The organism is Acinetobacter sp. SFD (assembly GCF_001647575.1).
GTDB classification, from domain to species: domain Bacteria; phylum Pseudomonadota; class Gammaproteobacteria; order Pseudomonadales; family Moraxellaceae; genus Acinetobacter; species Acinetobacter pecorum.
Genome location: NZ_LSZJ01000001.1, coordinates 558296 through 584580, shown reverse-complemented (window position 1 = coordinate 584580; position 26285 = coordinate 558296). Strand labels below are relative to the sequence as shown.

20 protein-coding genes are annotated in these 26285 nt (G+C 45.5%); 10 read left to right on the top strand and 10 right to left on the bottom strand.

All coding sequences use genetic code 11. The features are described from left to right. From AY605_RS02805 to AY605_RS02785, 5 genes are all read left to right on the top strand, one after another. Window positions 1–4125: a UvrD-helicase domain-containing protein gene (locus AY605_RS02805; protein WP_064094944.1), complete on the top strand. Its 4125-nt coding sequence runs from the start codon at window positions 1–3 to the stop codon at window positions 4123–4125. 116 nt (window positions 4126–4241) lie between these two features. Continuing rightward, window positions 4242–5966 (top strand): exodeoxyribonuclease V subunit alpha, encoded by a 1725-nt coding sequence (gene recD, locus AY605_RS02800; protein WP_416202337.1) that lies wholly within the window; start codon window positions 4242–4244, stop codon window positions 5964–5966. 910 nt (window positions 5967–6876) lie between these two features. After that, complete coding sequence (rpsO, locus tag AY605_RS02795) at window positions 6877–7146, top strand: 30S ribosomal protein S15 (protein ID WP_004637724.1); 270 nt, start codon at window positions 6877–6879, stop codon at window positions 7144–7146. 249 nt (window positions 7147–7395) lie between these two features. Further along, window positions 7396–9483: a polyribonucleotide nucleotidyltransferase gene (pnp, locus tag AY605_RS02790; RefSeq protein WP_171254907.1), complete on the top strand. Its 2088-nt coding sequence runs from the start codon at window positions 7396–7398 to the stop codon at window positions 9481–9483. A 264-nt stretch (window positions 9484–9747) separates the two neighbouring features. After that, entirely contained in the window at window positions 9748–10980 is a 1233-nt protein-coding gene (locus tag AY605_RS02785) for a magnesium transporter CorA family protein (RefSeq protein WP_064094941.1), read from the top strand. Window positions 10981–11094: 114 nt separating this feature from the next. Here AY605_RS02785 and AY605_RS02780 read toward each other — a convergent pair whose 3' ends face one another. The 7 genes from AY605_RS02780 to AY605_RS02750 form a co-directional block, all read right to left on the bottom strand. Next, window positions 11095–11361, bottom strand: coding sequence for a YdcH family protein (locus AY605_RS02780; protein WP_064094940.1), 267 nt, complete (start codon window positions 11359–11361; stop codon window positions 11095–11097). An 86-nt stretch (window positions 11362–11447) separates the two neighbouring features. Beyond that, on the bottom strand, window positions 11448–11777 hold the full coding sequence (locus AY605_RS02775) for a chaperone modulator CbpM (RefSeq protein ID WP_064094939.1): 330 nt from the start codon (window positions 11775–11777) through the stop codon (window positions 11448–11450). A gap of 20 nt (window positions 11778–11797) precedes the next feature. Next, window positions 11798–12124, bottom strand: coding sequence for a hypothetical protein (locus tag AY605_RS02770; RefSeq protein ID WP_212839202.1), 327 nt, complete (start codon window positions 12122–12124; stop codon window positions 11798–11800). 149 nt (window positions 12125–12273) lie between these two features. Further along, window positions 12274–12735, bottom strand: a complete 462-nt coding sequence (locus AY605_RS02765; protein ID WP_064094937.1) for a DUF2147 domain-containing protein — start codon at window positions 12733–12735, stop codon at window positions 12274–12276. Between the two features lie 325 nt (window positions 12736–13060). Continuing rightward, window positions 13061–13936: an Hsp33 family molecular chaperone HslO gene (locus AY605_RS02760; RefSeq protein ID WP_064094936.1), complete on the bottom strand. Its 876-nt coding sequence runs from the start codon at window positions 13934–13936 to the stop codon at window positions 13061–13063. A 50-nt stretch (window positions 13937–13986) separates the two neighbouring features. Next, complete coding sequence (locus tag AY605_RS02755) at window positions 13987–15840, bottom strand: cation:proton antiporter (RefSeq protein ID WP_064094935.1); 1854 nt, start codon at window positions 15838–15840, stop codon at window positions 13987–13989. A gap of 75 nt (window positions 15841–15915) precedes the next feature. After that, entirely contained in the window at window positions 15916–18138 is a 2223-nt protein-coding gene (locus tag AY605_RS02750; RefSeq protein WP_064094934.1) for a primosomal protein N', read from the bottom strand. Between the two features lie 150 nt (window positions 18139–18288). On the opposite strand from AY605_RS02750, the gene gspF reads away from it, so the two are divergent. The 3 genes from gspF to AY605_RS02735 all read left to right on the top strand — a co-directional run bounded on the left by gspF (window position 18289) and on the right by AY605_RS02735 (window position 20624). Then, complete coding sequence (gspF, locus tag AY605_RS02745) at window positions 18289–19494, top strand: type II secretion system inner membrane protein GspF (RefSeq protein ID WP_064094933.1); 1206 nt, start codon at window positions 18289–18291, stop codon at window positions 19492–19494. A 75-nt stretch (window positions 19495–19569) separates the two neighbouring features. Then, entirely contained in the window at window positions 19570–20004 is a 435-nt protein-coding gene (gene gspG, locus AY605_RS02740) for a type II secretion system major pseudopilin GspG (RefSeq protein WP_064094932.1), read from the top strand. Between the two features lie 284 nt (window positions 20005–20288). Beyond that, window positions 20289–20624: a hypothetical protein gene (locus AY605_RS02735; protein WP_064094931.1), complete on the top strand. Its 336-nt coding sequence runs from the start codon at window positions 20289–20291 to the stop codon at window positions 20622–20624. Window positions 20625–20778: 154 nt separating this feature from the next. Here AY605_RS02735 and lnt read toward each other — a convergent pair whose 3' ends face one another. Next, window positions 20779–22338, bottom strand: coding sequence for an apolipoprotein N-acyltransferase (gene lnt, locus AY605_RS02730; protein ID WP_064094930.1), 1560 nt, complete (start codon window positions 22336–22338; stop codon window positions 20779–20781). Next, a complete protein-coding gene (locus tag AY605_RS02725; protein WP_064094929.1) occupies window positions 22335–23174 on the bottom strand; it encodes an HlyC/CorC family transporter in 840 nt (279 codons plus the stop codon). The genes lnt and AY605_RS02725 overlap by 4 nt, the downstream gene beginning before the upstream one ends. Before the next feature lie 200 nt (window positions 23175–23374). Between AY605_RS02725 and tusA the strand changes: the two genes are divergently transcribed. After that, window positions 23375–23635: a sulfurtransferase TusA gene (gene tusA, locus AY605_RS02720; RefSeq protein WP_004729361.1), complete on the top strand. Its 261-nt coding sequence runs from the start codon at window positions 23375–23377 to the stop codon at window positions 23633–23635. 99 nt (window positions 23636–23734) lie between these two features. Here the strand turns inward: tusA and AY605_RS02715 are convergent, their stop codons facing one another. Beyond that, on the bottom strand, window positions 23735–25447 hold the full coding sequence (locus tag AY605_RS02715) for an electron transfer flavoprotein-ubiquinone oxidoreductase (protein ID WP_064094928.1): 1713 nt from the start codon (window positions 25445–25447) through the stop codon (window positions 23735–23737). 186 nt (window positions 25448–25633) lie between these two features. Here AY605_RS02715 and AY605_RS02710 point away from each other — a divergent pair, with 186 nt between their 5' ends. Continuing rightward, window positions 25634–26245 (top strand): DUF1285 domain-containing protein, encoded by a 612-nt coding sequence (locus tag AY605_RS02710; RefSeq protein WP_064094927.1) that lies wholly within the window; start codon window positions 25634–25636, stop codon window positions 26243–26245. Window positions 26246–26285 lie beyond the last annotated feature (40 nt).

Genomic DNA, 26285 nt, shown 5'->3' with positions numbered 1-26285 from the left:
ATGACTTTATTAAAGCAGCAGATGCAAACAGCCATTTCCACCAATCCGATTCAAGACATGAAATTCCGTGGCCTGCACTGGATTGAAGCATCGGCAGGAACCGGCAAGACCTATACGCTCTCCAGCCTGATGGTGCGGATTTTTATGGACCAGTATTATCCGCATCAGGTGATTGCGACTACATTTACCCGTAAAGCCACGGCTGAACTGAAAAACCGGGTACGACTTCGCGTCGAGGAAACGCTGGCTTATATTCAGCGTCATCAGCAGCTGAATTCAGTTGAAATTACAGCAAAAATCCAGAATGAAACCGATCCTTTATTTCAGCAGGTACTGAAAGATTATGGTTCACGGCTGGATTATGCCCGTCGCCGTTTACGTCTGGTGCTGAACCAACTGGATGAACTGTTTGTCGGTACCCTGGACAGCTTTAGTCAGAAACTGTTACGTGAATTTGCCTTTGAAAGTGGCAAGATTGAACGTGCAGAACTCACCGAAGATCAGGATCTGTATATCCAGCAGTTGATTCATGATGTGCTGCGTGACTGGATCCAGCAGCAGCCACAATATATGGTCAATTATCTCTATGTTCAGAATCTGCTGAAACCGGTGGAGCATTATACCGGGCTGGTGCGTGATGCCCTGAATTTCAGCAAGCAGCATTTCCGCAAGATCGAACCGGCTGAATGTGACCTGAACAAATTGGAAGCCTGCATTAGCCAATTAGTGAGTATTCAGGAGCATGATCTTGCCCTTATGCGGCGTTATTGTCAGGAAAGTCCGAAGTATTTTCACAAGAGTTTTTTGACCAAGTTAACCGAAATTTGTGAAAACTTTATGACCTGGAGCGCAGCCCTGGAAAATCAGGGTGGCATGAGTTTCTTTGATGCTGAATTGCAGCCGATTTTACTGAATCTGTGCCATTTGCGCCGCAAGAAAACCGGTTTCCAGCCGACCACTCAGGTCTTTAACAAAAGCTGTCCGGATGCAGAGCAGCAGCTGATTTTGCAACATCGTCTGATCGTGGCAATTGATGCGCTGTGTGAGGTTAAACAGTATCTGGATGAGCAGCTGCAACAGCTTACGACCTATCTGGAATTTCATATTATTCAAAGTGTGCAGACCCGTTTGCCACAAACCTTGCAGCAGCAGGGTGAAACCACTTTTTCCCAGCAAATCCGTACATTGGCAGAAGCATTGCAAGGCCAGCAGGGACAGCGTTTTGCCCAGTTTGTGCAGGCACGTTATCCGCTGATTCTGGTTGATGAATTTCAGGACACCAATCAGGATCAGGATGATCTGCTGGCCAAGATCTGGCGTGATGTCAACCGGGTGCAGTCCGGTTGCATGATTATGGTTGGTGATCCGAAACAGGCAATTTACGGTTTCCGCGGCGGCGACATGCTGACTTATAACAAGGCACACGCTGACGTACGCCACAAGCAGGGTCGTGAATATACCTTGATGCAGAACCATCGTTCAGTCAAACCGCTCGTAGAAGTGGTTGATGCGCTGTTCCAGCGGCAAATGGATTTTGGCGAACAGGTGCAGTACACCCTGATTCAGGCGGGTAGTCGCCCACATCCAGATCTGGTCGATACAGGAATCACTAACCCGCAGCCCTTACGATGGATTCAGCTAGGTGAATCGGACCTGGAAGCAGATCAGGTGGCCTGGAAAATCCGTGCATTGCTGAATCAGTCTGCCCAGCAACAACTGTACTTTCAGCAGCAAGAGCATCAGCAAAGCCTGAGCGCAGATGATATTGCCGTACTGGGGTTTGGACATTTTGCTCTGGAACAGGTGAAGCAGCGTCTGCAGCGTATGGGCATTCCCTGCTATAAAGAATCCAAACAGAGCGTGTTTGCCAGTCCAATCGCTCAGGATGTCGCAGCAGTATTGACGGCAATCATGGATCCTTTCAATGAGGCCAAGGTCAAGCGGGCTTTACTGACCCGTCTGCTGGGCTTCAATCTGAAAAAACTGATCGAATTACAGGAGCAGAGTGAAGGCCTCAGTCGCTATATTGCGGATCTGGATATCATTCGGGAAATGTGGTTTGAGAAAGGCTTTTTGACCGCATGGAATTATGCACTGAACCTGTTTCAGGTCTGGACCAATCTGGTGGCCAGTCAAAGTTTGGACAATGAGCGGGTAGTGGTTAATCTGCGCCATCTGACCGAGATGCTGAGCCAGCAGAGTGAATATTATCAGGGGGCGCAAAAACTCTATCACTGGTATTTGCGCCAGCTTCAGTCACCTTCAGGCAAGGACAGCGAAAAAGAACGCAAGCTGTCTGGGGATCATGGGGTGCAGCTGATGACCATTCATGCCTCCAAAGGGCTGGAATTTAAAGTGGTGTTTTTATTGGGAGCAGATGCTGCTTTTGATGTGAATAAAGGCAACCTGAATTTTTCCCTGTCTGCGCCTGAACAGGACAACATTCTGGAACAATCCCGGGTGATTGCAGTCAATCACAAGAATTTACATGAGCAGGCGATTCTGCAGAATGCAGCGCGTAATGCTGCCGAAAACCACCGGCTTTGGTATGTGGCGCTGACCCGTGCCAGTCACCGGGTATATGCCATGCTGCAGGACCAGAACGCACAGTCCGATTCCGGGCTGGCCTTCTGGCGTGGTCAGGGAGATCAACTGTTTCAACATGCTTTAAGTCTGGTCGAGCCGTCCCTGTCTCAGGAACCACCGCGTCTGGTGGAGCAGTCGAACCATCATCAGATTGACATGCGGGCGCAACCTTTGCCAGAGCGGCAGTTTTATCCGCGAACCAAAACCAGTTTTACTGCCTTGTCACAGCATCAGCTACATGGACATATCTTGCAGGATGACCTGGTCATGGCTTCTGAACAGCTCGATAGTGCTGCCGATGAAATTCATTTTACTGGTCTGGAAGAACAGCCAGCAGCCGTACCCTTAAACTGGATTAGGCTGAATTTTCCTAAAGGCACCGTAGCCGGAACTTTCTTGCACAGCATTTTTGAACATATTGATTTTCAGGACAGCAGTTACTGGAATCTGGAAATCCGGCGCCGTTTTAAAAATACCGCACCGCAAATCTGGCAGGAACTGAAAGAAAAATTTGAACAGGCTTTTCATATACGTAGTGTACTGGAACAGGCCTTTTTCCCTCATTATCAGGCCGCTGTGGTGAATCTGCGAACCCTGTTTCAGGCCACAGCTCAGGCAGATTTCAAAGCCGAGGAATTGCGTCATAGTATGCAGCGCGTATTGTCCAGCCTGAACTATAAGTTATTGACCGGAATTCGCCTGCATGATCAAAGTGAAGCTTATCGCCAGCAATGGCAGCAGCTGTTTCACTCGGCACAACAGCTCAAGCGTTCAGCTCTGCTGGAATTTTTAGGTCAGTTTAGGGTGTATTTTGATGGGCTGGAGGATGACTCCTTTATCCAGTTTTTTGAACAGGAAGTGGCCCAGCTCACACGCTCTGCAAGCACTGAATCGCTGAATGTGGACAGTATTTTCCAGACTGCTTTTGAGGGATTGCTGGACGAGATCACAGAAGATATTTTGCTGAATCTGATGCATGACTGGGTACATGACATTCTGGCCACTCCGATCCAGACAGATTTTGCCTTGGCACAGCTGGAGGCTAAACAGTATCTGTCAGAATTTCCTTTTTATCTGTCCTTGACCGATGCCCCTTTGCAGATTCGGCAAATCCATCAGCTTTTTCTCGAACATGACATGGTCATGAGCGATTTTAATGAGGCCAAATCGGCGCGATATCTGACCGGTTCCATCGATCTGGTGTATTTCGATGGTCAGCGCTACCATATTGCCGATTATAAAAGTAACTTCCTCGGGCCGGATCAGCAGCACTATAGTGCTGAGGCGATTCAGCAGAATATGAGCCAGTCCAGTTACTGGTTGCAGGCTGCTTTGTATTTGGTGGCGCTGCATCGGTACTTGAGTGCCAATATGCAGACTTATTCGATTCAGCAGCACTTGGGCGGCGCAACCTATCTGTATTTGCGCGGGATGAATGGACAGGCGCAGCAAGGAGCCTATCATTGGCAACCGGACTCTGAATTCATAGAAAGACTGGATCAAATATTGGGCTATTGTGAGCAGAAAAAATCAGCATGATTTTGCGATTTTATAAAATATGTATAGATTAAACATGAAATTATCCTGTGGATAACTTTGAGGATAACTGTGTGGAAAATGAGCAGAATCACGTGTCACAGCAACATTCCGATTTAATGGCCTGGATTGACTATCTGTGTCAGCCTCCATTCAGTACAGCTGCATTTGATCCGGCAGCAAAATTATTGATCGAGCAACTGCTGGAAGCGATGCAGGCGGGAGATAGCTGTATCGAAGTTAATCCTCAGCAGGTTGCCTTACTGCATAATCTGGTTCTAGACCGCCATCAGCAGAGTGCAGGAATTGCACCATTTATTTGTGCAGATCAGCATTTATATCTGTACCGCTACTGGCAACTGGAACAGGCAGTGGCTACACAGTTGGTACGGATCAAGTCACAAACGGTGACTCCGGTGAATTTAAGCGAGCATAATCGCAATCTTCTCTCAGATCCACAGCAGAAACTGGCACTGGAAATGGTTGCGCAGCAGGCGCTGAATATTATTACCGGTGGGCCTGGAACAGGTAAAACCTATACCTTGGCGCATATTATTGCTGTGCTGTATGAAGCCTTGCCGCATATACGGATCGCTATGGCAGCACCTACCGGAAAGGCCGCGCAGCGAATGAAAGAAGCACTGCAAAAAGCCTTGCACAGTGAAGCGTTACAACAGTTTGAGCTAGAAGCATTAAAACAGTTACAACCAGTGACCCTGCATCGCTTACTAGGTCTGGGTACTCGCGGACAGCCACGCTTTCATGCCAAACAGCCTTTGCCCTATGATGTGATCGTGGTCGATGAAGCCTCAATGCTGGATTTGAATCTGTCCCAGATGTTGCTGGCCGCCGTACCGTCTCATGCACGGCTGATTTTACTCGGTGATGCAGACCAGCTGGCCTCTGTGGATGTCGGAACGGTACTGGCAGATTTACAGCAAGTGACGACTCTGGAGGATAACCGGGTCAATTTAATCACCACGCGACGTTTTGCGGCTGGAGCCAGGATTGGGGCAATGGCAGAGTTTATCCAGCAGAGTCATGAGCCTTCAGCAGTACTACGGAAATTTGAGCAGCAGATTGTGGCAGCTAGTGAGTTACAGGCGATCGATTTGGATCAGGTTGAGATCGACCAGTTGCAGTTGCAATACCTGCTCGCTGGCGCCGAACAGACCGCGCATAACTTGAATCAGTATTATGACCAGCTTATGTATGGTTATCAGGCTTATGTACAGGCCATAAAAACAGAAGAAAACTCAGCTGATTTTGAGCAGTATGTACAACAGGTAGTCAAAACTTTTGATCATTACCGGATTTTAACTGCAATCCGTTCTGGTGATCTGGGTCTGCTCAAGATCAATTTGCAGATTGAGCAACGTTTTCTGGCAGCCCAAGGTCAGTTGAAACAGGGCGACTGGTATGTCGGACGACCCGTGATGATGGGGTATAACGACTATCAGTTGGGGCTGTCCAATGGTGATATTGGCATCTGTTTTTTACGTGAACAGTCTGGTCAGCGTCAGTTTGAAGTGTATTTTCCGAGTCTGGAAAAATGGGTATTAGCCACCCGTTTACCTAAAAGCATTGAAACTGCTTTTGCGCTGACCATTCACAAATCTCAAGGTTCAGAGTTTGCCCATACCGCAGTGGTACTGGATCAATATGCAAAAAACTTATTGAGCAAAGAGTTGATTTATACCGCAATTACTCGAGCTAAAAAGGTGGTCAGTTTATTGGTGGATTATGACGCTTTTACACAAGCACTATGTGTTAGAAGCATAAGAAAAAGTGGTTTGAGTCAGAAAATTATTGAACAATCTAGTAATTTGGTTGGCAAAAAATAATCAAATCGTGTAGGTAAAAGCTTACAAGGATTCAGGAAATTGACGCATAGAGCTTTTACTCAGTATTTGAGAAGATTGGTCCTACAAAATAACTCAACATGGAAAGTTGAGCATAATCGCATAATGATAATAATAATGTCGGTAGACAGCGAACTTACAGTGAAGTAAGTAAAAGAGGAAACTTACAGCCGCTAAGCCTTGTAGTTTTGGGAGAGACTACAAGGCTTTTTTATATCCTGTTATTTTTTAACTTCTAAGTTGTTAGATTATTATCTTAATTCCTTAACCTAATTTATATAATTTATTGAGTAGATTTAGGTAACTAAAGTTAAATAAAACGAGATTAATGTAACATTGTGCAACTTTCAGGCGAGAAATTGTACGCAATGGCTTACACCGAGATGCGCTAAATACCTCTATGTGTCTGGAGAGAGTGTGGCAAAATCTACCATACACGGAAGATGAATTTTCAACAGGATGTTTGAAAATAATAATAAGCGTAAAACGCTATATAACAATACAATAAATAATAATGATAAGAGAAAGAACTACAGCGCCAAAAAGCCCGAGTTTACTCGGGCTTTTTTTTATTCATTTTTTCGGAGCAGGCTGACGATGCGGGTAAATTACATCACGCTTGAGCTTTACAGAAAAATTTCAGTCACATTCATTTCATCATTTTTCCCTTAATCATACTGCAGTATATAAATACTTCATGAACCGGAGCTTAACGGATCAGCACCCAGAAAATGAGCGACCAAAACTATGCGAAAGTATGGATCTCTTTTTGCAATTTGACGCATTTTCCCTTAAAATATGCAACTTGCTGTAGTGATGCACGGCAGTCAAGGTTTTGAATTCTCATTACTTTGATTTTTATCAAAATATATAAGCATCTCGGAGAAATCGAATGGCTTTAACTAACGCAGATCGCGCAGAGATCATTGCTAAATTTGCTCGCGCTGAAAACGACACTGGTTCACCAGAAGTTCAAGTAGCTCTTTTAACTGCTCAAATCAATGACTTACAAGGTCACTTTAAAGAGCACAAACACGACCACCATAGCCGTCGCGGTTTGATCCGTATGGTTAACCAACGTCGTAAGCTTCTTGACTACCTAAATGGTAAAGACCACGGTCGTTATGTAGCTTTGATCGGTGCTTTAGGTTTACGTCGTTAATTCGATTTAAACTTTATTTTCGGGTTTATTGCATGCTTTGTGCTGTATTGCTGAAAACTAAAGTTGGCTTGGCTTATGGCTAGGTCTGTGGAAGGGGCGAATATTTCGCTCCTTCTTTGTGTTTAAAAATAGTATTTAATCTGGTGAGGTCGGCTTCTAAGCTTTGTCATTTATTCGTCCAGTTGGTCGTGAATGCCAAACCTTAGGGGTCTCCACTAGAATAAAATTAGGAAAAAATAAAACATGTCGATGTTTAATATTGTTCGTAAAGAATTTCAATTCGGTCAGCACACTGTAACTTTAGAAACAGGTCGTGTGGCCCGTCAGGCAAACAGTGTTGTAATCACCATGGGTGGTGTACAGGTGCTTGTAGCAGTTGTTGCACAGCCTAAAGCAAAAGCAGGTCAAGACTTCTTCCCATTGACTGTAAACTATCAAGAAAAGCAATATGCTGCTGGTCGTATCCCGGGTGGTTATGGCAAGCGTGAAGGCCGTCAGTCTGAAGCTGAGACTTTAATTTCACGTCTGATTGACCGTCCAATCCGTCCGTTGTTCCCGGAAGGTTATTTCAACGAAATTCAAGTAACCGCAACCGTTATTTCTTCTGACAAAACGATGGATGCTGACATTGCTGCAATGTTAGGTACATCTGCTGCATTGTCTATCGCTGGTACACCATTCCGTGGTCCAATCGGTGGCGCACGCGTTGGTTTGATCAACGGCGAATACATTCTGAACCCGAACCTTGAACAACTCAAAGAGTCTGATCTTGATCTTGTGGTTGCCGGTACAGAATCTGCAGTGTTGATGGTTGAATCTGAAGCGAAAGAGCTTTCAGAAGACCAGATGCTGGGCGCTGTATTATTTGGTCATGACGAAATGCAAATCGCGATCCAGGCGATCAAAGAATTTGCTGCCGCTGCGGGTGCAACTGAGTCAACTTGGGTTGCTCCGGTTAAAAATGAAGAACTTCTTGGCAAATTGAAAGAAGCATTCGAAGCGAAAATTTCTGAAGCATACACCATTGCAGTTAAGCATGAACGTTATGCAGCACTTGATGCACTTCAAGAAGAAGCATTGGCTCAATTCGTTCCTGAAAATGACGAAACTGGCATTGCTGATGAAGTTAACGAATTATTCGAAGATCTTAAATACCGTACCGTACGTGACAATATCCTGTCTGGTAAGCCACGTATTGATGGTCGTGATACCAAAACTGTTCGTGCAATTGACGTACAAGTGGGTGTTCTAGATCGTGCACACGGTTCTGCATTGTTCACACGTGGTGAAACTCAGGCGTTGGTAACAACAACTTTGGGTAATACTCGTGATGCACTGATGGTTGATACCCTTGCAGGTACCAAAACTGACAACTTCATGTTGCACTACAACTTCCCTGCATACTCTGTAGGTGAAACTGGTCGTGAATCTGGTCCTAAGCGTCGTGAAATCGGTCACGGTCGTCTGGCACGTCGTGGTGTTCAAGCTGTACTTCCTGCGGCTGACCGCTTCCCGTACGTGATCCGTATCGTTTCTGACATCACAGAGTCAAACGGTTCGTCTTCAATGGCGTCTGTATGTGGTGCTTCATTATCGTTAATGGATGCAGGTGTTCCACTGAAAGCACCAGTTGCGGGTATCGCGATGGGTCTTGTGAAAGAAGGCGAGCGTTTCGCAGTGCTTTCTGACATCTTGGGTGATGAAGATCACTTGGGCGATATGGACTTTAAAGTAGCTGGTTCTGCAAACGGTATTACTGCGCTACAAATGGACATCAAGATCGAAGGCATCACTGAAGAGATCATGGAATCTGCATTGAACCAAGCTTATGCGGGTCGTATGCACATCCTGAATGAGATGAACCAGGTGATTTCACGTGCGCGTCCTGAAATTTCGATGCACGCACCGACATTCCAGGTAATCAACATCAATCCGGATAAAATCCGTGATGTGATCGGTAAAGGCGGCGCGACCATTCGTGCGATTACTGAAGAAACCAAAGCGGCAATCGATATCGAAGATAACGGTACAGTTCGTGTATTTGGTGAAACTAAAGCGGCTGCGCAAGCGGCAATTGCAAAAATCCAGGCACTTACTGCTGAAGTTGAGCCAGGTACCATCTATGCAGGTAAAGTCATTCGTATCGTAGAATTTGGTGCGTTTGTAAACATCCTTCCAGGTACGGACGGTTTACTTCACATTTCTCAAATCTCGAACGAGCGTATTGCGAATGTGGCAGATGTTTTAAAAGAAGGTCAGGATGTGAAAGTACAGGTTGCGGATGTTGATAACCGTGGTCGTATTAAACTGACTATGAAAGACATCGAACAAGCATAATTGATTGCACATTCACATGGCTGAGTCCATGTGAATAAAAGATCAGTAAAAGCCCTGTACTTTGCCAAGGTGATTGCTTTGGCAGGTACAGGGCTTTTTTGTACCTTATTTTAAGCTGCTTAGTCATGAAGACTTATAAATAAAAGCATTATGTGATTGCTTAAGGTTTCAGCCCGACTCATAATTTTAAGGCTGATAGATAAAGTGGCTTAAGTTTCTATTCAGTCATAGAGCAATTAAAATAGTGAATAGAGAATAGTTTTAATGAAAATTTATTATTTTTATCAGCATCTTTCAGATCATTATCTTTCTGTACAAAAAGAACGCATTACAGATGCTGAAACTCAACTTGAATTTATCTGGATTGATTGCACCCGCATAGATGTTGTAAATCGTGTAGAAACTTGGCAAAAAGAAATATATCAACATGCTCATATGTCTTTAAATGAATTTCATGTAAAAGATATTTTAAATTTAGAGCATCCCTGTTCATTTGATACGATGGATGATTATAACTTGCTGATTTTCCGTAAGCTCATTACTCCGGATGATGAGATAGGGACGACAGATGAACAGCATGAACAAATGTTTGGTCTGGCTACCACACCTGTCAGTTTTATTATCACGCCGCAAGTTCTGGTTACGGTACGTGAACAAGGAAATAAAGTCCTACAAAACTATATTTCCCGGATTGAGCTAAATTTTATTCATTCTAACAGGGAACAGAATAAGTCACGTAAACTTCCAGCTTCACCTTTTGATTTGTCCTTGCGCCTACTAAACAGCATGGTGGATGGTTATCTGGATTTGCGTGTACCGCTGACCCGACGGGTTGGATTCTGGCAGCAAGAATTGTTGCAAGGGCGTCGCCGATTTAAGAAATGGGATCAGTTATTACAAGAAAGCATCTCGTTTCAGCAGGTTGAAGATTTATGTGAAGAGCAGATTGATACTCTACAAGAATTCAGGGATGAAATTATAGATAATTACCCGCATGCGAAAGGTAAGAAAAAGTCTGAACGACTGGATATATTGCTAGTCCGTATCAATGATTTGATCAGTCATGTGGAACGAATTCAGAAACATATTGTTCGTCTGCGTGCTTCGATCCAAGCTACTATAGATTTACATTTTTCTGCAATCGCCAACCAAACCAATGAAAACATGCGTATATTGGCCATTATCACGGCCATCTTCGCACCTTTGAGCCTGTTAACCGGTATTTATGGGATGAATTTTGAGTTTATTCCAGGTTTGAAATCTCCCACCGGATTTTGGATGATGCTAATCGTCATGGGTATTACGACCATATTATTAATCTATTATTTTTATCGCAGACACTTGGTGGGTTTGGGCGAGAAAAGCGTGATTGATCTGTTAGCACAGCAAAATAAAGATCAACACATCAACCTGCTCTGGTTGCTGGACTATAAGCCCATCAGGCAGTCTGTCAAAAAAACCGTAGAAAAAGTCGAAAAACTGACCAAATTAAAATAAATACAGTGATATCTTTTTTATATACAAAGATAACATTTTTAAGCATAGCCAAGCGGATTCAAACGTTACGCACAATGTGCAGAATGATCCTGGCTTGGCTTGCCTGGCTCCTACTTAAGACAAGTTTCCTGCCTCAGCCGTTTGCGTCAGTATTTTATATATTTCATCTTTTATTTTTAACTTCTTACGCTTAATCAGTTCAATATCACTATTGATCTGATTTACTGGATCCAGTTCCAGCTGAGTGATTTGCTTGTCCAGTTCACTATGCTCCTCAAATAACTTGGCAAAGTGTGGATCTTCCTCCCGAAGCTGGACAATTAAATCGCGATATTCGGGGAACATATATTTGATTTTCTTATTACAATCTTTGGTTTTCATAGTAACTCTAATACTCTCATTTTAAAATTAAATAGATAGCTCTGAGCTACCGCAAAAGCATGCAGATAGACAGAGCATTAGAGGATTTACTTGAGTTGCAAATGTTTAACCTCACGGCGTAACTCTTGCACTTCATCGATCAAATCCAGCATCATGGCAACTGCAGTAAACGAAGCATCGAAATCGCGTTGCAGACGGTAGGCGCGTTGTGCGCGTGAGATATCTTCACCCAGGAAGATACTGTGCTGGGTTTTGGAACGGTCCGGCAATATTCCATATTCAATCAGTTGCATGACCCATTCCGGGCTTTGTCCGCATGCTTCGGCAAAGTGAGCCAGGTCAAATGAACGATCATCCACAATTTCCGATGGAATATAACCGTGTGAAAAACTTTCTTGGTATTGAATCGTAGTCATGGATCTACTCCTTAAACCGCCTAACTATGCAAAATGAAAGGAAAATTACGGTGCTGGTATAAAGCACCATCTTTTTCCTGATCTGCATATTTGGCATGATGATTCAGCTGATCATAAATGCAGAGAGAATATACGGGAGCATGCAATGATGCGGCCTCTCTGACCAAATCTGCTTCAGTAACATCTAAATACAAAAGGATGGAGGCTGAACCTGTTTTTATAGTTTTATATTCGATCAGCAGGGCACGTATATTGACAAAGCTGCGATGAACAGGTAGCACCAAATGAGGATGACATAACAGCCCGAAAGGCAGAATTGAGGTTGAACGAGGCTGAAGATTGATCATCATATATACATGAATAAAAAATAACCGTCTTCAATCCATTATTATAATTTTCCGCCCTAGGAAACAGTTTTTATTTGTACCTTCTTGTTTCAAATCATGACAAAGTAAAAAGCCCCTGAAAACAGGGGCTTTAAAATCTATATTTTAAATTAATATTTTACCCAGGTTACACTGCGTCCGATCACTGATACGCCGACGTAACCACGTAAGGTCAGACGTTTACCATTCGTGCTTAAGCGTGCTTTACCTTTGTATACTTTGCCGCTGATCGGATCGAGCACTTTGCCATCATGGTATTCACGCGGTTTTTTTGGATCTGCTTTAAAATCCCAGATAAATGGCAAACCTAGGAAAGGCTTGTTCTTGAGCTGACCTGGACACTTATGGCAGATCCCCATTTTTTCTGCACCTGGCAGGCTGCGTGTTTCAACAATAATTCCTTCATAGCTACCATCCGCTTTCTTGCGAATTTCTACATCTGCACGGGAATAGCCAGATTGATCATCAATGGTTTTCCATTTACCCACTAGCGGATCTTCATAGGCAAAGGCCAAACTTGAAACTACGGCCAAACTCATCCCCATTACTAGAGTATTCAATAATTTCTTCATAACATGCCTGTTGGTAAGATAATCTATTCGTTTTAGAATTATTGCTCTAATTTATTTTAAAAGTGTAATTAAATCAAGAAAATAAAATGTGATTATTTTCTCTTAAATTTTCTGAAAATGAGAAATGTTAGGCTTTTATTGATGTGAATAATATCGTAATTTAAGTAGAAGTCTGGGGTGAGATTTACCAGAGGGTGGAACTTAAGGAACGGGCGAATTTTCTACTGTAAGGACATACTTTTTTCTATTCTTCAGCGTTGTAGAGATTCAAATGCAAAAAAAGCATTCCTAAAGAATGCTTTTTAAAACAGAGAAGTAGGGCTGATTAGCTCAGATGCTCACCGAAAAGCCCCAAGGCTTCTTCAGCCGTAAACGTATACTGGCTATTACAGAACTGACAATCCATCTCGATCGGATTCTGGAATTCCAGCGTTTCACGGATCGACTCTATGCCGATTTGCTGCAAGGCAACGGCACAACGCTCTTTAGAGCAGGTACAGCCAAACTTCAACACTTCCGTATCTGGCAGACGCACTTCTTCTTCGTTATATAAACGGTACAGAATATCAGTGGCTTGCAACCCAACCAGTTCTTCAGCCTTCAATGTTTCTGTAAGCATGGTCAGACGTGGCCATAGGTCTTCATCTACACGGCGCTGTTCTTCTTCACTATTACGTGGTAACAGCTGAATCAGTAAACCGCCCGCACGCTGCTGGTCACTTGCCAGTACGATGCGCGTCGGAATCTGTGCCGACAGATCGTAATACTGCATCAGACAGCCCGCCAGGTTTTCTTTATCAAGCGGTACGATACCCTGATAGCGTTCCCCCATTTCTGGTTCGATATTGATGAACAGAACCGGAGAGTTTAGTGCCTTCAAAACCGTACTGCTGTCTTCGCCCACCAGAAAGTGCGGGTCTTCTTCATAATCCGCCAAAGCACGAACTTCACCCAAATGGTTGCATTCTGCCATGGCCCATTTAAATGTACCTGATGCCTGAATTTGCAGGCTGATACGGCCCTTAATTTTCAATGTACTGGCCAGCAGGGCAGTGGCACTGAGCATTTCACCTAACAGGATTTTAACTGCAGGTGCATAGTCACGTTGCGCTAAAATAGTTTGTAAAGCTTCTTCAAGATGCACCACTTCACCACGAACAGGGCTATCTTCAATAAAAAAGCGTTGGCGTAAATCAGACATAAAATTCTCCATAACCCTGTTTTAATGGTGTCATTATTGTAAAACACAAGTTATGACAGATCATCCCTTAACATATCAATTGTTACGCTGTTTGTATCTGGTTGCTGCGACGTCTCTGGTTTTGGCACTTTATAGCGTTGATCTTGAGCAAATAGATACTCCAGTTCAGCCAAACTGTTCCGGTAGTTTTTATCCGCTGAATGTTGTTCTGGATCCAGATCATACTGGCTGCTTAAAAGCTGTTCATCCTGTTCACGGAAGTTCTGGATCTGTAACTGGCTGTCTTTTGGGTTAGTATTGAGCTGGTCTAATAAAGCGCGACTCAATTCTAATGCAGAAAGATAGGTTTCACGCCAGATGTGTTGCACGCCCAAATCCTGTAATAACTGCACATGATGCCGGTCACGGGCGCGAACCCATAAACTGATTTCAGGATAATTCAGCCGAAGATGCCGCACGATCAACATTGAGTCTTCAATATCATCAATGGCGACAATGACCTGTTGTGCCGTGGCAACCCATGCCTGCATCAAGGCTGCCGGTTCTGTCGCATCTGCCTGATAGAAAGGGATATCGTACTGCATCAGAAGCTCAGTGGCTGGCACAGTGCTGTCCATGACACTAAATGCATGCTGCTGTTGCAGTAAAATCCGGGCAATGATCTGTCCGAAGCGGCCAAAGCCAATCAGCAGGATTGGCGTATGGGCTTGAGGATTAATATCAGTTTCAAAAGTCGCTGCCAGATGATTGTGGCGATCCAGACGCGGTAAGATCTGACTGTGCAATAACCAATAAAATGCGGGGGTCAGCAGCAAGGAAAAACTCATCATCCACAGCAAGGGAGAGAGCAGATCACCCGTAATAATCTGGTCGGATACTGCAATCATCAGTGCTAGTAAGGCAAATTCACCGCCCTGTGCCAAGCTGCCAGCCAGCAGGGTAGTATTGCGCCAGCTATTTTGATAATAGCGTGCCAATACCAAAGTAACAGTAAACTTGATCAAGATTAAAGCCAAAGTTCCACCCAGAATCATCCAGGGAAAATCCAGCAGATCAGACAATTTTAGTGACATGCCCAGACTGATAAAGGCCAGGCCCATCAACAGGCCCTGAAAAGGCCGAATCGTGCTTTCTACCGCTGGCCTGAAATCTGAATCTGCCAGTAAAATGCCAGCAAACAAGGCCCCCAGGAATAGATTTATTCCGAGGGTATTCATTAATACCAATAATGCCAAGATCACTGTAACTGTCACAATGACATGTAGTTCATGACCGCCGCTTTTGGCAATCCAGCGATACAACGGCTGCATCAGATAGCGGTTACACAGAAACAGACCACTCAACGTTGCGATGATCGCAGCAAAGTAGGCCACGCCATGTTCAGTGGAGCGAACTCCGGCAAATAAGGGAATGGCTGCAATCACCAAAATGGCCAACAGAGCATGAACCAGCAGAATCGAATAGGTCTGTTGACCATAACTGGTGGCAAACTGTTGCTGGTTGTTCAAATGTTGAATGACCAGTGTCATGGCGGACAAACTGCCGGCGAGCCCAATCACGATACTAGCAAGCAGACCTTGCTGCAAAAAAATCCATGCCATCAAACTGAAAATCAGCGCGCTGGTCAGTACTTGTAAAGTTGCCATCATCCATAGGGTGGGATGGATCTGGAGGATGCGTTGTGGTCTAAGTTGCAGGCCGATCCAGAACATGAGCGCCATCAGGCTGACTTGCATGAAGCTACGCATGACTTCGGGTGCCTGAATCAGATGCAAAAGGCCTGGACTCAAGATAATTCCTGTTAACAGATAGCCCAGCACACTTGGCAACCTGAGTCTCTTACTCAGTGGCACCATCAACAGTGCAATGACCAGAACCAGTGTTATTTGTAACAGTATCGACATTTTCCTGCCCTAAATTTATGCTTGATCCAGACTGGGAGCTTCATGTCCCAGAGTGATCCTCAGGCGCAATATCTCTTAGCTCAGTTCCTGAGGGTCGATGTCCAGCGTGAGCTTCATGCTGGAAGGCTTGTCCTGCAGCATGTTTTGCCACCAGCTGCGCACATAGTAATGCAGACGTGGACGATCCGCTGACAATAGCACCATATGTGACTGATAGCGTCCCGCCTTACGTTCCATTGGCGCAGGAATCGGTCCCCAGATGTCCAGCACCAGATCGGGATATTGCCTGAGAAGAGCTGCATGTTTCTGTAAGAATTCGGTATTTTGTGCCTGATTCTTGGATTCACAGCGAATCAGGATGGCATAACGATAGGGCGGCATCTGGGCAATCTGCCGTTCTTTTAAGGTTTGCTGGGCAAACACGCGATAATTTTCATTCACCAGCGTATTTAGTAGGGCATGATCAGGCCTGAGCGTTTGTAGATAGACATCGCCTTTATGTTCACCACGTCCAGCCCGGCCTGCAACCTGCACGATCAATTGTGCAGTCCGTTCAGTAGCACGGAAATCAACACTGAGCAGACCGGAATCGATATCCAGAATCGCCACCAGCGTCACATAAGGAAAATGATGGCCTTTGGCCAGCATCTGGGTGCCGAGCAGAATTGCCGGTTCGCTTTTCTGAATCTTGTCATAGATTTTCTGCCAGCTGCCGACCCGACTGGTGGAATCGCGGTCGACCCGAATCACCTCAAAATCCGGAAAGAGTTCATTCAGATGTTCTTCGACTTTGCCGGTGCCCATACCCAGTGTAACCAGTTCCTGATGCTGACATTGCGGGCAGTGTTCCGGCATGCGGTGAATAGTACCGCAGTGATGGCAATGCAGATGCTGATAAGGTTGGCGGTGTACAGTGAAGTTGGCATCACAGTGCGGACATTGCGCCTGCCAGCCACAGCTGCCACAAAGCAGAACGGGGGCATAGCCACGACGGTTTAAAAAAATCAGCACCTGTTCCTTTTTCTCCAGACGCTTTTTGATGTCCTGAATCAATTGCAGGCTAATCCCATGCTGCTTCTGTGCGACTTTTAAATCCAGAATATGGATTTTGGGCATCAAGGCCGTGCCGGCACGCTGGTTCAGCTCCAGTGCCTGCATCTTGCCATGTTGCACCAGCGCATAACTGTCAATGCTTGGTGTGGCTGACCCTAAGATTACCGGACATTGCTGTAAATGGCCGCGGTACAGGGCGACATCTCGGGCATGATAGCGGAAGCCTTCCTGCTGTTTAAAGGACAGGTCATGTTCTTCATCCAGAATGATCAGGCCCAGATTCGGCATTGGCGTATAAATGGCGGAACGTGTACCGAGTACGATTGAGGCTTTGCCGGTTTCCGCCGATTGCCAGGCTTGTAGCCGTTTGGAATCATTCAGCCCGGAATGCAGCAGCGCAATATGGCAATGAAAACGGGACTGAAAACGGCTGATGGTTTGCGGCGTCAGGCCGATTTCCGGTACCAGCACCAGCACCTGTTTGCCCTGTTTCAGTACCTGCTCCATGATCTGCAAATACACTTCAGTTTTACCGCTACCAGTCAGACCATCCAGTAAAAAAGCCTGATATTGATTGCGATATTTTAATACCTGTTCGACTGCATGTTTTTGTTCAGGATTGGCCGTTAGCGGCATCTGTGCCAGCTGCATCGGCTGCGGACGGAAATCTTGTGGCTCCAGCACACAGGCGCAAATCTCTTTTTTCTCCAGTGCTTTTAAGGTCGCGGTTTCAATCCCGGCCATGTTGAGCACAGTTTCAGTGGTCCCGACCGGATGCAGTTTTAAAATCCGGTAGGCTTCCTGCTGCTTGTCTGAACGGCGTACTTTGGCCTCGGCATTAGTGTCCAGGAGCTTCCAGGTGCGAGCCAGAAGGTTATAAGGCTTACCCTGACGCAGCAGGGTTGGCAGGGCACTGTGGACGACTTCACCGATCGGAAACTGATAATACTGTGCTGACCATGTCAACAAACTTAAAACTTTGCTATCTATAATGGCACGTTCATCGAGCAGTTCGGTCACAGCCTTAAGTTTAAAGCGCGGGTCGAGAGGAGTGTCTGCGGACAGTTTTACGATAATCACCCCGACCAGATTCTGCCGGCCAAACGACACCAGTACACGTGCGCCAATCTGCGCCTGTTCAAATTGTTCTACACTCATTGTGTAATCAAAACAATCAAATACATGCACAGGTACAGCAACGCGTACGCGATAAAGTGGACTTGAATCTGGGTGAGAATTTTGCATATCTGGGGGTGGAGATCCTGAAGAAATTTCGTCGTGCTTAAAGTTCGATTATGTTAGAGTGAGCAGATAATTTATATCAAAGAATATGAATGATTTGGGTGGTCTGACGCAACAGCGTTAAGCAAAATTTTGGAAAATTAGAGCATTACAATGCCTGCATATCAGTTTATTGCGCTTGATGCTTCAGGGAAGCAGCAAAAAGGCGTGCTGGAAGGGGATTCTGCGCGTCAGATCCGGCAACAATTACGGGATAAAGCGCTTATTCCAGTCTCTGTCGATCCTGTAGAGAAAAAAGACCGGCATTATCGACGAAAATGGTTTGAAAAAAGCCTTACCGCCTATGATCTGGCTCTGATGACCCGGCAGTTATCCGTACTGGTCGCCGCCGCAATTCCACTGGAAGAAGCGATTCGCGCCGTCGGCAAGCAAAGTGAAAAAGTACATGTGCAAAACCTGCTGATGTCAGTGCGCTCAAAAGTACTGGAAGGGCATAGTCTGGCGCAAGGCTTGCAGCAATCAGGACGGTTTCCCGAGCTGTATATTGCCACGATTGCGGCCGGTGAGCGTTCCGGGCACCTGGATCTTATTCTGGACCAACTGGCAGACTATACCGAAAATCGTTTCGCCATGCAGAAAAAAATTCAAGGTGCAATGATCTATCCGATCATCCTGATGCTGATGTCCTTTGCAATCGTGATGGGACTGATGACCTATGTGGTGCCGGATATTGTCAAGACCTTTGACCAGAGTAAAGATGCCTTGCCTTGGATTACCGTGGCCTTGATGAAAGCCAGCGATTTTATCCGTCTTGCCTGGCCATTTTTATTGATCGGTGCTGCCGTGGGGATTTTCCTGTTGATCCGTTTTTTAAGAACTACTGCCGGGCATTATGCCTTTGACCGTCTGACTTTAAAGCTGCCGCTATTTGGGAAATTGTCACGCGGGATTAATGCCGCTCGTTTTGCCAGTACCTTATCCATTTTGACCCAGTCTGGCGTGCCTCTGGTCGATGCATTGCGCATTGGTGCTGCAGTCAGCAATAACTGGGTGATCCGTGATGCGGTGAATCTGGCAGCGGAAAAAGTGACCGAAGGCGGTAACCTGGCAACCCAACTGGAACGCAGTGGTTATTTCCCGCCGATGATGGTACAAATGATCAGAAGTGGCGAGGCATCCGGTGAACTCGACCGAATGCTGGAGCGTGCTTCACAGATGCAGGATCGTGAAGTGACCACCCTGATTTCAACTTTACTGGCTTTGCTGGAACCTTTAATGCTGGTTCTGATGGCCAGTATTGTTCTGGTCATTGTGATAGCAGTGATGCTGCCAATTGTGAATATGAATAATATGATTTAAACAGTAACCAGTTAGAATTTTGCTGTGATCAAGATTCAAGTGGTCTGAATAATGCAAATGAATGAGAGAGAATGAATGAAAAGGAAACAATTAAATAAACAGACTGGCTTTACCTTAATCGAAGTCATGGTAGTGATTGTTATTCTTGGTGTGCTTGCTGCGCTGATCGTTCCGAACGTGATGGGGCGCGGTGAAAAAGCCAAAGTAGATACCACCGTGATCAAGTTGCAGAGTATTGCAGGTTCACTGGATCAATATAAGCTCGACAATGGTAAATATCCAAGCATGCAGGAAGGTGGTCTGGATGCACTGGTGAACCAGCCAGCGACTGCAAAAAACTGGATGCCGGGTGGTTATGTCAAAGGCGGTTTTCCAAAAGACAGCTGGGATAATGAACTGCAATACGTGATTCCGGGTACCGACGGCCGAAGCTTCGATCTGTATTCATTTGGGGCAGATGGTCAAGCGGGCGGTGAAGGAACAGATGCCGATATTTATTATCAGCCATAATCGAGAATCATTATAAATTCTCGCTGAATGGAATATATCACTTCACTTCATAGCTTATTTTTGTGTTAAGTGAAGTGATAATAGGTATTAATTATAAAATATAATATAAGTTTTTGAAAATTATATAAATTAAATAATAGATACGATATGCGAGTTATAATAAGAATTATTCCCATGTTTATCTATTACAATTCTCGTAAGATATGAATAAAGCTACACTTTCTATTTATTTGAAAAAGCTCATAATGCTCTGAAAGGCACCTGACTCGCCAACGGAGAAACATATGAAAGCATTTATCTTGAAAGATGAAATCAACCAATTTCACTGGTTGATGCTGAAATCTGTTCTTCTGGTTTTAAGCATGTTGCCGGTCAGTCAGGGAATCGTTCATTTATGGCAGAGCACCGAAGGTAGCAGCCAGATTATGGTGGCTTTCTTTGCCATCAGTTTGATGAGTAGTTTAATGGCCCTATGTTTCTGGTCAGCATTAAATGCGAGTGTTATTCGCATTCAGGCCGAGCAGAGCTCCGCATTTGAACAGGCTGTAGTTCACATTTATCGTCATGTACCGATGCTGTCTTTAGCCAGCATGCTCTGTTATCTGGCAGTGCAGTTTTAAGTCTTAAAGAGATGAAAAAACCGAGGCTTTGACCTCGGTTTTTATTGCCTTGAGTGTTTCTCCCTTTATTAAGGGGAGCTTAGGAGAGATTGATAAGATACTATATTCAGGAATCTCCTAAATCCCCCCTTTGTAAAAGGAGGACTTGAAGAAATTACCGTCTAGATTTAAAGCTGACATCCACTTTACGTGGACGGAAACGCCAGCCCACTAGCAAGAGCAGAACCGAGAAGATCAGGACCGGCCAGTCGCTGAGTTTCATATACGGGGTTTCGCCCTGCATGGCTGGAAGTTCACCGCGTAATACCGCTTCCTGATCCATCGGGGCTTTTTTCACAATATGACCATTGTGATCAATAAACGCAGTCACACCAGTATTGGTGGCACGGATAAACCAGCGGCCATTTTCTTTGGCACGCATTTGCACCATCTGCAGATGCTGTAGCGGCCCTGCTGTACCGGTAAACCAGGCATCATTAGATACGGTTACCAGAAAATCACTCTGGCTGGCATTGCGGCGGGTCAAATTAGGATAAGCCACTTCATAGCAAATCGCAGAACCCAAAGGATGGTTTTTTACATTTAACGGTTCTTGATGATCTGTACCCCGGGTAAAACCACTCATGGAAGGATCATTCTGTAAACCCGGCAATACCCAGCTTAACCAGCCTGATAAGGGAATGTATTCACCAAACGGAACCAGACGCTGTTTCTTGTACAGCCCATCCGATTCATCTCCGCTCGCCATAATGCTGTTGTAATATTTTGGATAGCCCGCAGTCTGCGATTCGGCCAAATCCCAATACGGTATGCCAGTCACCCAGGCAGTTCCGGATTTTTCGGCCTGCACTTTCATGGCTTCCAGAAAGGCTTCAATATCAGTCTGGAACATGGGAATCGAAGATTCCGGCCAGACGATCAGATCTCGGCCCCATTCTGTTTTGCTCAGATTGGCATAAATCAGTAAGGTCTTTACCTGATATTCTGTCAGCCATTTCAGGTCCTGCGGAATATTGCCCTGAATCAGGGAAACAGTTAAAGGCTTTTGATTTTTCTGCTCAACAAACGTCAGCTGTGCTGCACCCCAGGCACCGAGTAACAAGATGGCTGAAGGAATCGCCCAGAACAGGCGTCTATTAAGGATTTCAACCAGCGCACAGGCCAGAATGATCACCACAAAAGAAACCCCGAATACGCCGAATAAGGGCGCATAGGCATCTAGGTAGCGTTCGGTAAAGGCATAACCAGCAAACAGCCATGGGAACCCGGTAAATACCCAGGTCTTGGCCCATTCAAACAGTACCCAGAGCGGGGCAAAGGTTAAAGGGGTTTCCGGGAAAAAGCGCCGGTAAACAAAACATTGAACAGCACTAAACAGACCCATCACCAACGCCATGATCAGGATCATCACAATGCTCAGAAAGGCACTGGTATCGCCATAGACATGGATGGAGGTATAGAGCCAGAAAGCACCCACAAACCACAAGCCGATCCCGTAAGCCCAGCCAATACCAAAGGCCTGTTTTGCACTACGTCCACGCAAGCAGGCATAGAGCAGGGCCGGAGACAGAATGGCTAGCCACCAGTAATGATAGGGAGCCAGTGCCAAGCTGAAGATGGCACCTGCAAATAAGGCAATTAAGACAGGATAGATCAGCGGCAAGGTTTTCTGCCGCTGAGAAGAACTCAACAGCTTATCGAAATACGCTCTCATTGGCGCACGGCTCGAATCAGGTGAATAGAACGCGAATCTGCCTCAAGAATGGTAAACTGCCAGTTTTCCAGTTCAATGGTCTGACCTTCAAGATCATTCACCAGACCAATTTCCTGTAATAACAAGCCGCCCATGGTTTCCACTTCATCATCAGGGAAATTCGTATCCAGCATATTATTGAAATACTCGATCGGAGTCAGGGCCTGGACTATCCAGGTATTGGCGGTAGTCGGGTCGTTATCCGGAACAATGTACTGTGCTTCTTCATCGATATTGTCATGTTCATCTTCAATTTCACCGACAATCTCTTCCAGAATATCTTCCAGTGTCACCAGACCCGAAGTCGTACCGTATTCATCAATCACTACGGCAATATGTGTCTGGGTGTTTTTCAGCATGCGCAGTACCTGATCGGAACGGGCACTTTCTGGAACAAACAAAGGCTGGCGCATGAGCGCGCGAATATCGACTTTGGTGGTCGGCTCGGTCAGAAAAGGCAATAAATCCTTGGCCAGCAGAATTCCGACTACATTGTCGGTCTGATCGGATGAGAATACCGGAAAGCGTGAATGTGCAGACTCGACCAGCACATGCAGGATATCCAGTAGTTGGTCATCTTCCTGCAAGCTGATCATGGACGTACGGGGCGTCATGACTTCACGAATTTTGGTTGCCGGGAGGTCAAGTACACCCTCAAGCATGGCAACAGTATCGGGTTCTAAAAATCGACGTGAATCTTGTACTAATTTTAGCAGTTCGTCGCGAGTTTCGGGTGCAGTTCCCAGCCATTTGCGTAAACCGCGCATACCCCACGACGGGCCTGATTCCTCGTGCATGATTTTTCCTGAAGACTCTTAATATCTAAAAAAACGTGGTTTTATCATACCGCAGAAAATACGCTTGTCTATTGTAAATATGATGTGCAGTCTTGATCGCGTAAGTCAGTGCCGATTTTAAACCTGGACCCACCTCCAAAGCAGTCCTGTAATCGCAGGTTTATGTTAAAATATGATGTCTTTTCATCCTGAGTGTTTCGATGTCCCCCACTGAAATTATTCCAAGCCTGCAATTGAATACCCGAGGTTTACGTTGTCCCGAGCCGGTAATGATGTTGCATCAGGCGATCCGTAAATCTAAAGCTGGCGACGTGGTTGAGGTATTTGCTACGGATAATTCAACGTCTTGGGATATTCCAAAATTCTGTATGCATCTGGGGCATGAATTGCTATTGCAGGAAGAGCGACTGGATGAAAATGGCAATAAAGAATTTCATTATTTGGTGAAAAAAGGCGGCTAATTCTGCCAAAATTTTATGCATTTCGTGTACTGATAATTTTGAATTGATCTTGAAAATAAACCCGCTCTGAGGCGGGTTTATTTTATCTTGATTTATAACTTACATATTCGGGTAATTCGGACCACCACCACCTTCCGGTGTTACCCAGGTGATGTTCTGGGACGGATCCTTGATGTCACAGGTCTTGCAGTGCACACAGTTGGCTGCATTGATCTGGAAACGTTTGGAACCGTCATTATTTTCCATGATTTCATAAACCCCCGCCGGGCAGTAACGCTGTGCAGGCTCATCCCATTTCGGCAGGTTCACTTCAACCGGAATGGATGGGTCAGTCAGTTTCAAATGCGAAGGCTGGTTTTCTTCATGGACCGTGTTCGACACAAACACTGAAGACAGGCGGTCAAAGGTCAGCTTGCCATCCGGTTTTGGATAGGTCGGCTTGAAGTTCACTGCATCGACAGTTTTTAATGCCTTGAAGTCAGGCAGCAGATCATGCAAGGTGAACGGTACTTTAAACACGTTCTGGTCGATGAAGTTGAATGCACCACCCATCCATTGACCGAACTTGTGCATCGCAGGACCGAAGTTACGCGAGCTGTACAGCTCTTCTTTCAGCCAGCTATGGTTGAACTTGTCGGTATACGCGGTCAGTTCCTTGACAAAGAAATCTTCGCCCTCTACAACACGCGCCACCGCCAGATCACCGCCTTTTTCTACACCCGCAGCAATGGCTTCAAATACCGCTTCACCGCAGAGCATGCCGGATTTCATTGCTGTATGAGAACCCTTGATCTTGGCGAAGTTCAGGAAGCCGGCATCATCCCCAATTAACGAGCCACCCGGGAAAGTAAATTTCGGCAGCGAGTTAAAACCACCTTTGGTCACGGCACGGGCACCATAAGAAATGCGCTTGCCACCTTCCAGATACTGCTTGATCAGCGGATGGGTTTTCCAGCGCTGCATTTCCATGAACGGATACATATGCGGGTTTTCATAAGAAAGATCCACGATCATACCCAGGGTCACCTGGTTATTCTCGGCATGGTAGAGCCACCAGCCACCTGAAGAACCGGTTTCATTCAATGGCCAGCCGGCACCGTGCATCACCAGACCCGGCTTGTGCTTGGCCGGATCGATTTCCCACAGCTCTTTAATCCCGATGCCGTAATGCTGCGGATCGGCGTCCTTGTCCAGGTTAAACTTCTGGATCAGGCGCTTGCCTAAATGACCACGGCAACCTTCAGCAAATAACGTGTATTTGGCATGCAGTTCATAACCCGGAGTAAAGTTATGTGTCGGTTCACCATCTTTACCAATACCCATATCACCGGTCTGGATGCCTTTTACCGTGCCATCTTCATGATAAAGAATCTCCGAGGCAGCAAAGCCCGGGAAGATCGACACTTCCAGTTCTTCGGCTTTCTGGCCTAACCAGCGCACCACGTTGCCGAGCGAGATGACATAGTTGCCATCATTATGCATGGTTTTTGGCACCATCCAGTGTGGTGCTTCCTGTGATTTTTCATCTGACAGCAGGAAGAAGGTTTTATCTTCAGTCACCGGGACATTCAGCGGGGCACCCTGTTCTTTCCAGTCCGGGAACAGCTCGTTCATGGCACGCGGTTCAAGCACCGCACCAGACAGAATATGTGCACCGACTTCGGAGCCTTTTTCTACGACACAAACGGACAGATCGTTTAAGTTGTTTTCAATTGCAAGTTGACGGATTTTGATCGCAGCAGAAAGACCCGCAGGGCCTGCGCCTACGATGACGACGTCAAACTCCATCGATTCACGTTCGATGTGTTCCATGTAGGACTCCTCATATTACTATTCGGTGGCAACCATAATCATATGATTGGGTGCTGCCATAAGTGTTCTTGGTTCCTAGACACAAAAGTACTGGTGTCTTTGATAATCTGGGCTAGTATAGTTTTAAACCCAGTTTTAGCCAATTGGCTGAAACATATTATTTTTCCGTCATTAAGGTCTTCTTTTATGGATAAGCCAGTACCCAGCACAAATCCGACGAAAAAAGTAACTTCTTCCGATGATAAAAATTTAATGGATATCGCACAATACTTAAAAGATGCACAGGGCAGTCACAAAAGGTCAATACCCCCTTTGGAGCAATGGCAGCCAAAGCATTGTGGCACAATGGATCTCAAGGTTTTAGCCAATGGAGAATGGTGGCACGAAGGTCAATTGATCAAGCGTCAGCCCATGATTGACCTGTTTGCAACGGTGCTCTGGAAAGAAAACGATAAATTCTATCTAAAAACACCGGTAGAAATGATTGAAATTGAAGTTGAAGATGAACCTTTATTTGTCAATCAGGTCGATCGGGTGGAGATCAATGGAGTGAACTATCTGCAACTGGGCACGACTACCCAAGACCTGATTATTGTCGATGCCGAACATCCGATTTTCATGCGTGAATACAAAGGTGAGTTACGGCCTTATGTGCATGTGCGTTTCGGGATTAATGCCCTGATTCAGCGTGCGGCATTTTTACATCTGGTCGAGATGGGAGAGCTTGGGGAAAATCCGGCAGGTGAAACCGTTTTAAGTTTGAAAAGTGGTGATTTAGACTTGCATTTGAGCACCTGAGGTTTAAGCTTGTTCGCTAGAATTTTAGCAACAAGCCCCC

Bases quoted from the DNA above. Each gene is read 5' to 3' on its own strand.
- AY605_RS02805 (WP_064094944.1), top strand. From the start codon at position 1: ATGACTTTATTAAAGCAGCAGATGCAAACAGCCATTTCCACCAATCCG.
- recD (WP_416202337.1), top strand. From the start codon at position 4,242: ATGGCCTGGATTGACTATCTGTGTCAGCCTCCATTCAGTACAGCTGCA.
- rpsO (WP_004637724.1), top strand. From the start codon at position 6,877: ATGGCTTTAACTAACGCAGATCGCGCAGAGATCATTGCTAAATTTGCT.
- pnp (WP_171254907.1), top strand. From the start codon at position 7,396: ATGTTTAATATTGTTCGTAAAGAATTTCAATTCGGTCAGCACACTGTA.
- AY605_RS02785 (WP_064094941.1), top strand. From the start codon at position 9,748: ATGAAAATTTATTATTTTTATCAGCATCTTTCAGATCATTATCTTTCT.
- AY605_RS02780 (WP_064094940.1), bottom strand. From the start codon at position 11,361: ATGAAAACCAAAGATTGTAATAAGAAAATCAAATATATGTTCCCCGAA.
- AY605_RS02775 (WP_064094939.1), bottom strand. From the start codon at position 11,777: ATGACTACGATTCAATACCAAGAAAGTTTTTCACACGGTTATATTCCA.
- AY605_RS02770 (WP_212839202.1), bottom strand. From the start codon at position 12,124: ATGATCAATCTTCAGCCTCGTTCAACCTCAATTCTGCCTTTCGGGCTG.
- AY605_RS02765 (WP_064094937.1), bottom strand. From the start codon at position 12,735: ATGAAGAAATTATTGAATACTCTAGTAATGGGGATGAGTTTGGCCGTA.
- AY605_RS02760 (WP_064094936.1), bottom strand. From the start codon at position 13,936: ATGTCTGATTTACGCCAACGCTTTTTTATTGAAGATAGCCCTGTTCGT.
- AY605_RS02755 (WP_064094935.1), bottom strand. From the start codon at position 15,840: ATGTCGATACTGTTACAAATAACACTGGTTCTGGTCATTGCACTGTTG.
- AY605_RS02750 (WP_064094934.1), bottom strand. From the start codon at position 18,138: ATGCAAAATTCTCACCCAGATTCAAGTCCACTTTATCGCGTACGCGTT.
- gspF (WP_064094933.1), top strand. From the start codon at position 18,289: ATGCCTGCATATCAGTTTATTGCGCTTGATGCTTCAGGGAAGCAGCAA.
- gspG (WP_064094932.1), top strand. From the start codon at position 19,570: ATGAAAAGGAAACAATTAAATAAACAGACTGGCTTTACCTTAATCGAA.
- AY605_RS02735 (WP_064094931.1), top strand. From the start codon at position 20,289: ATGAAAGCATTTATCTTGAAAGATGAAATCAACCAATTTCACTGGTTG.
- lnt (WP_064094930.1), bottom strand. From the start codon at position 22,338: ATGAGAGCGTATTTCGATAAGCTGTTGAGTTCTTCTCAGCGGCAGAAA.
- AY605_RS02725 (WP_064094929.1), bottom strand. From the start codon at position 23,174: ATGCACGAGGAATCAGGCCCGTCGTGGGGTATGCGCGGTTTACGCAAA.
- tusA (WP_004729361.1), top strand. From the start codon at position 23,375: ATGTCCCCCACTGAAATTATTCCAAGCCTGCAATTGAATACCCGAGGT.
- AY605_RS02715 (WP_064094928.1), bottom strand. From the start codon at position 25,447: ATGGAACACATCGAACGTGAATCGATGGAGTTTGACGTCGTCATCGTA.
- AY605_RS02710 (WP_064094927.1), top strand. From the start codon at position 25,634: ATGGATAAGCCAGTACCCAGCACAAATCCGACGAAAAAAGTAACTTCT.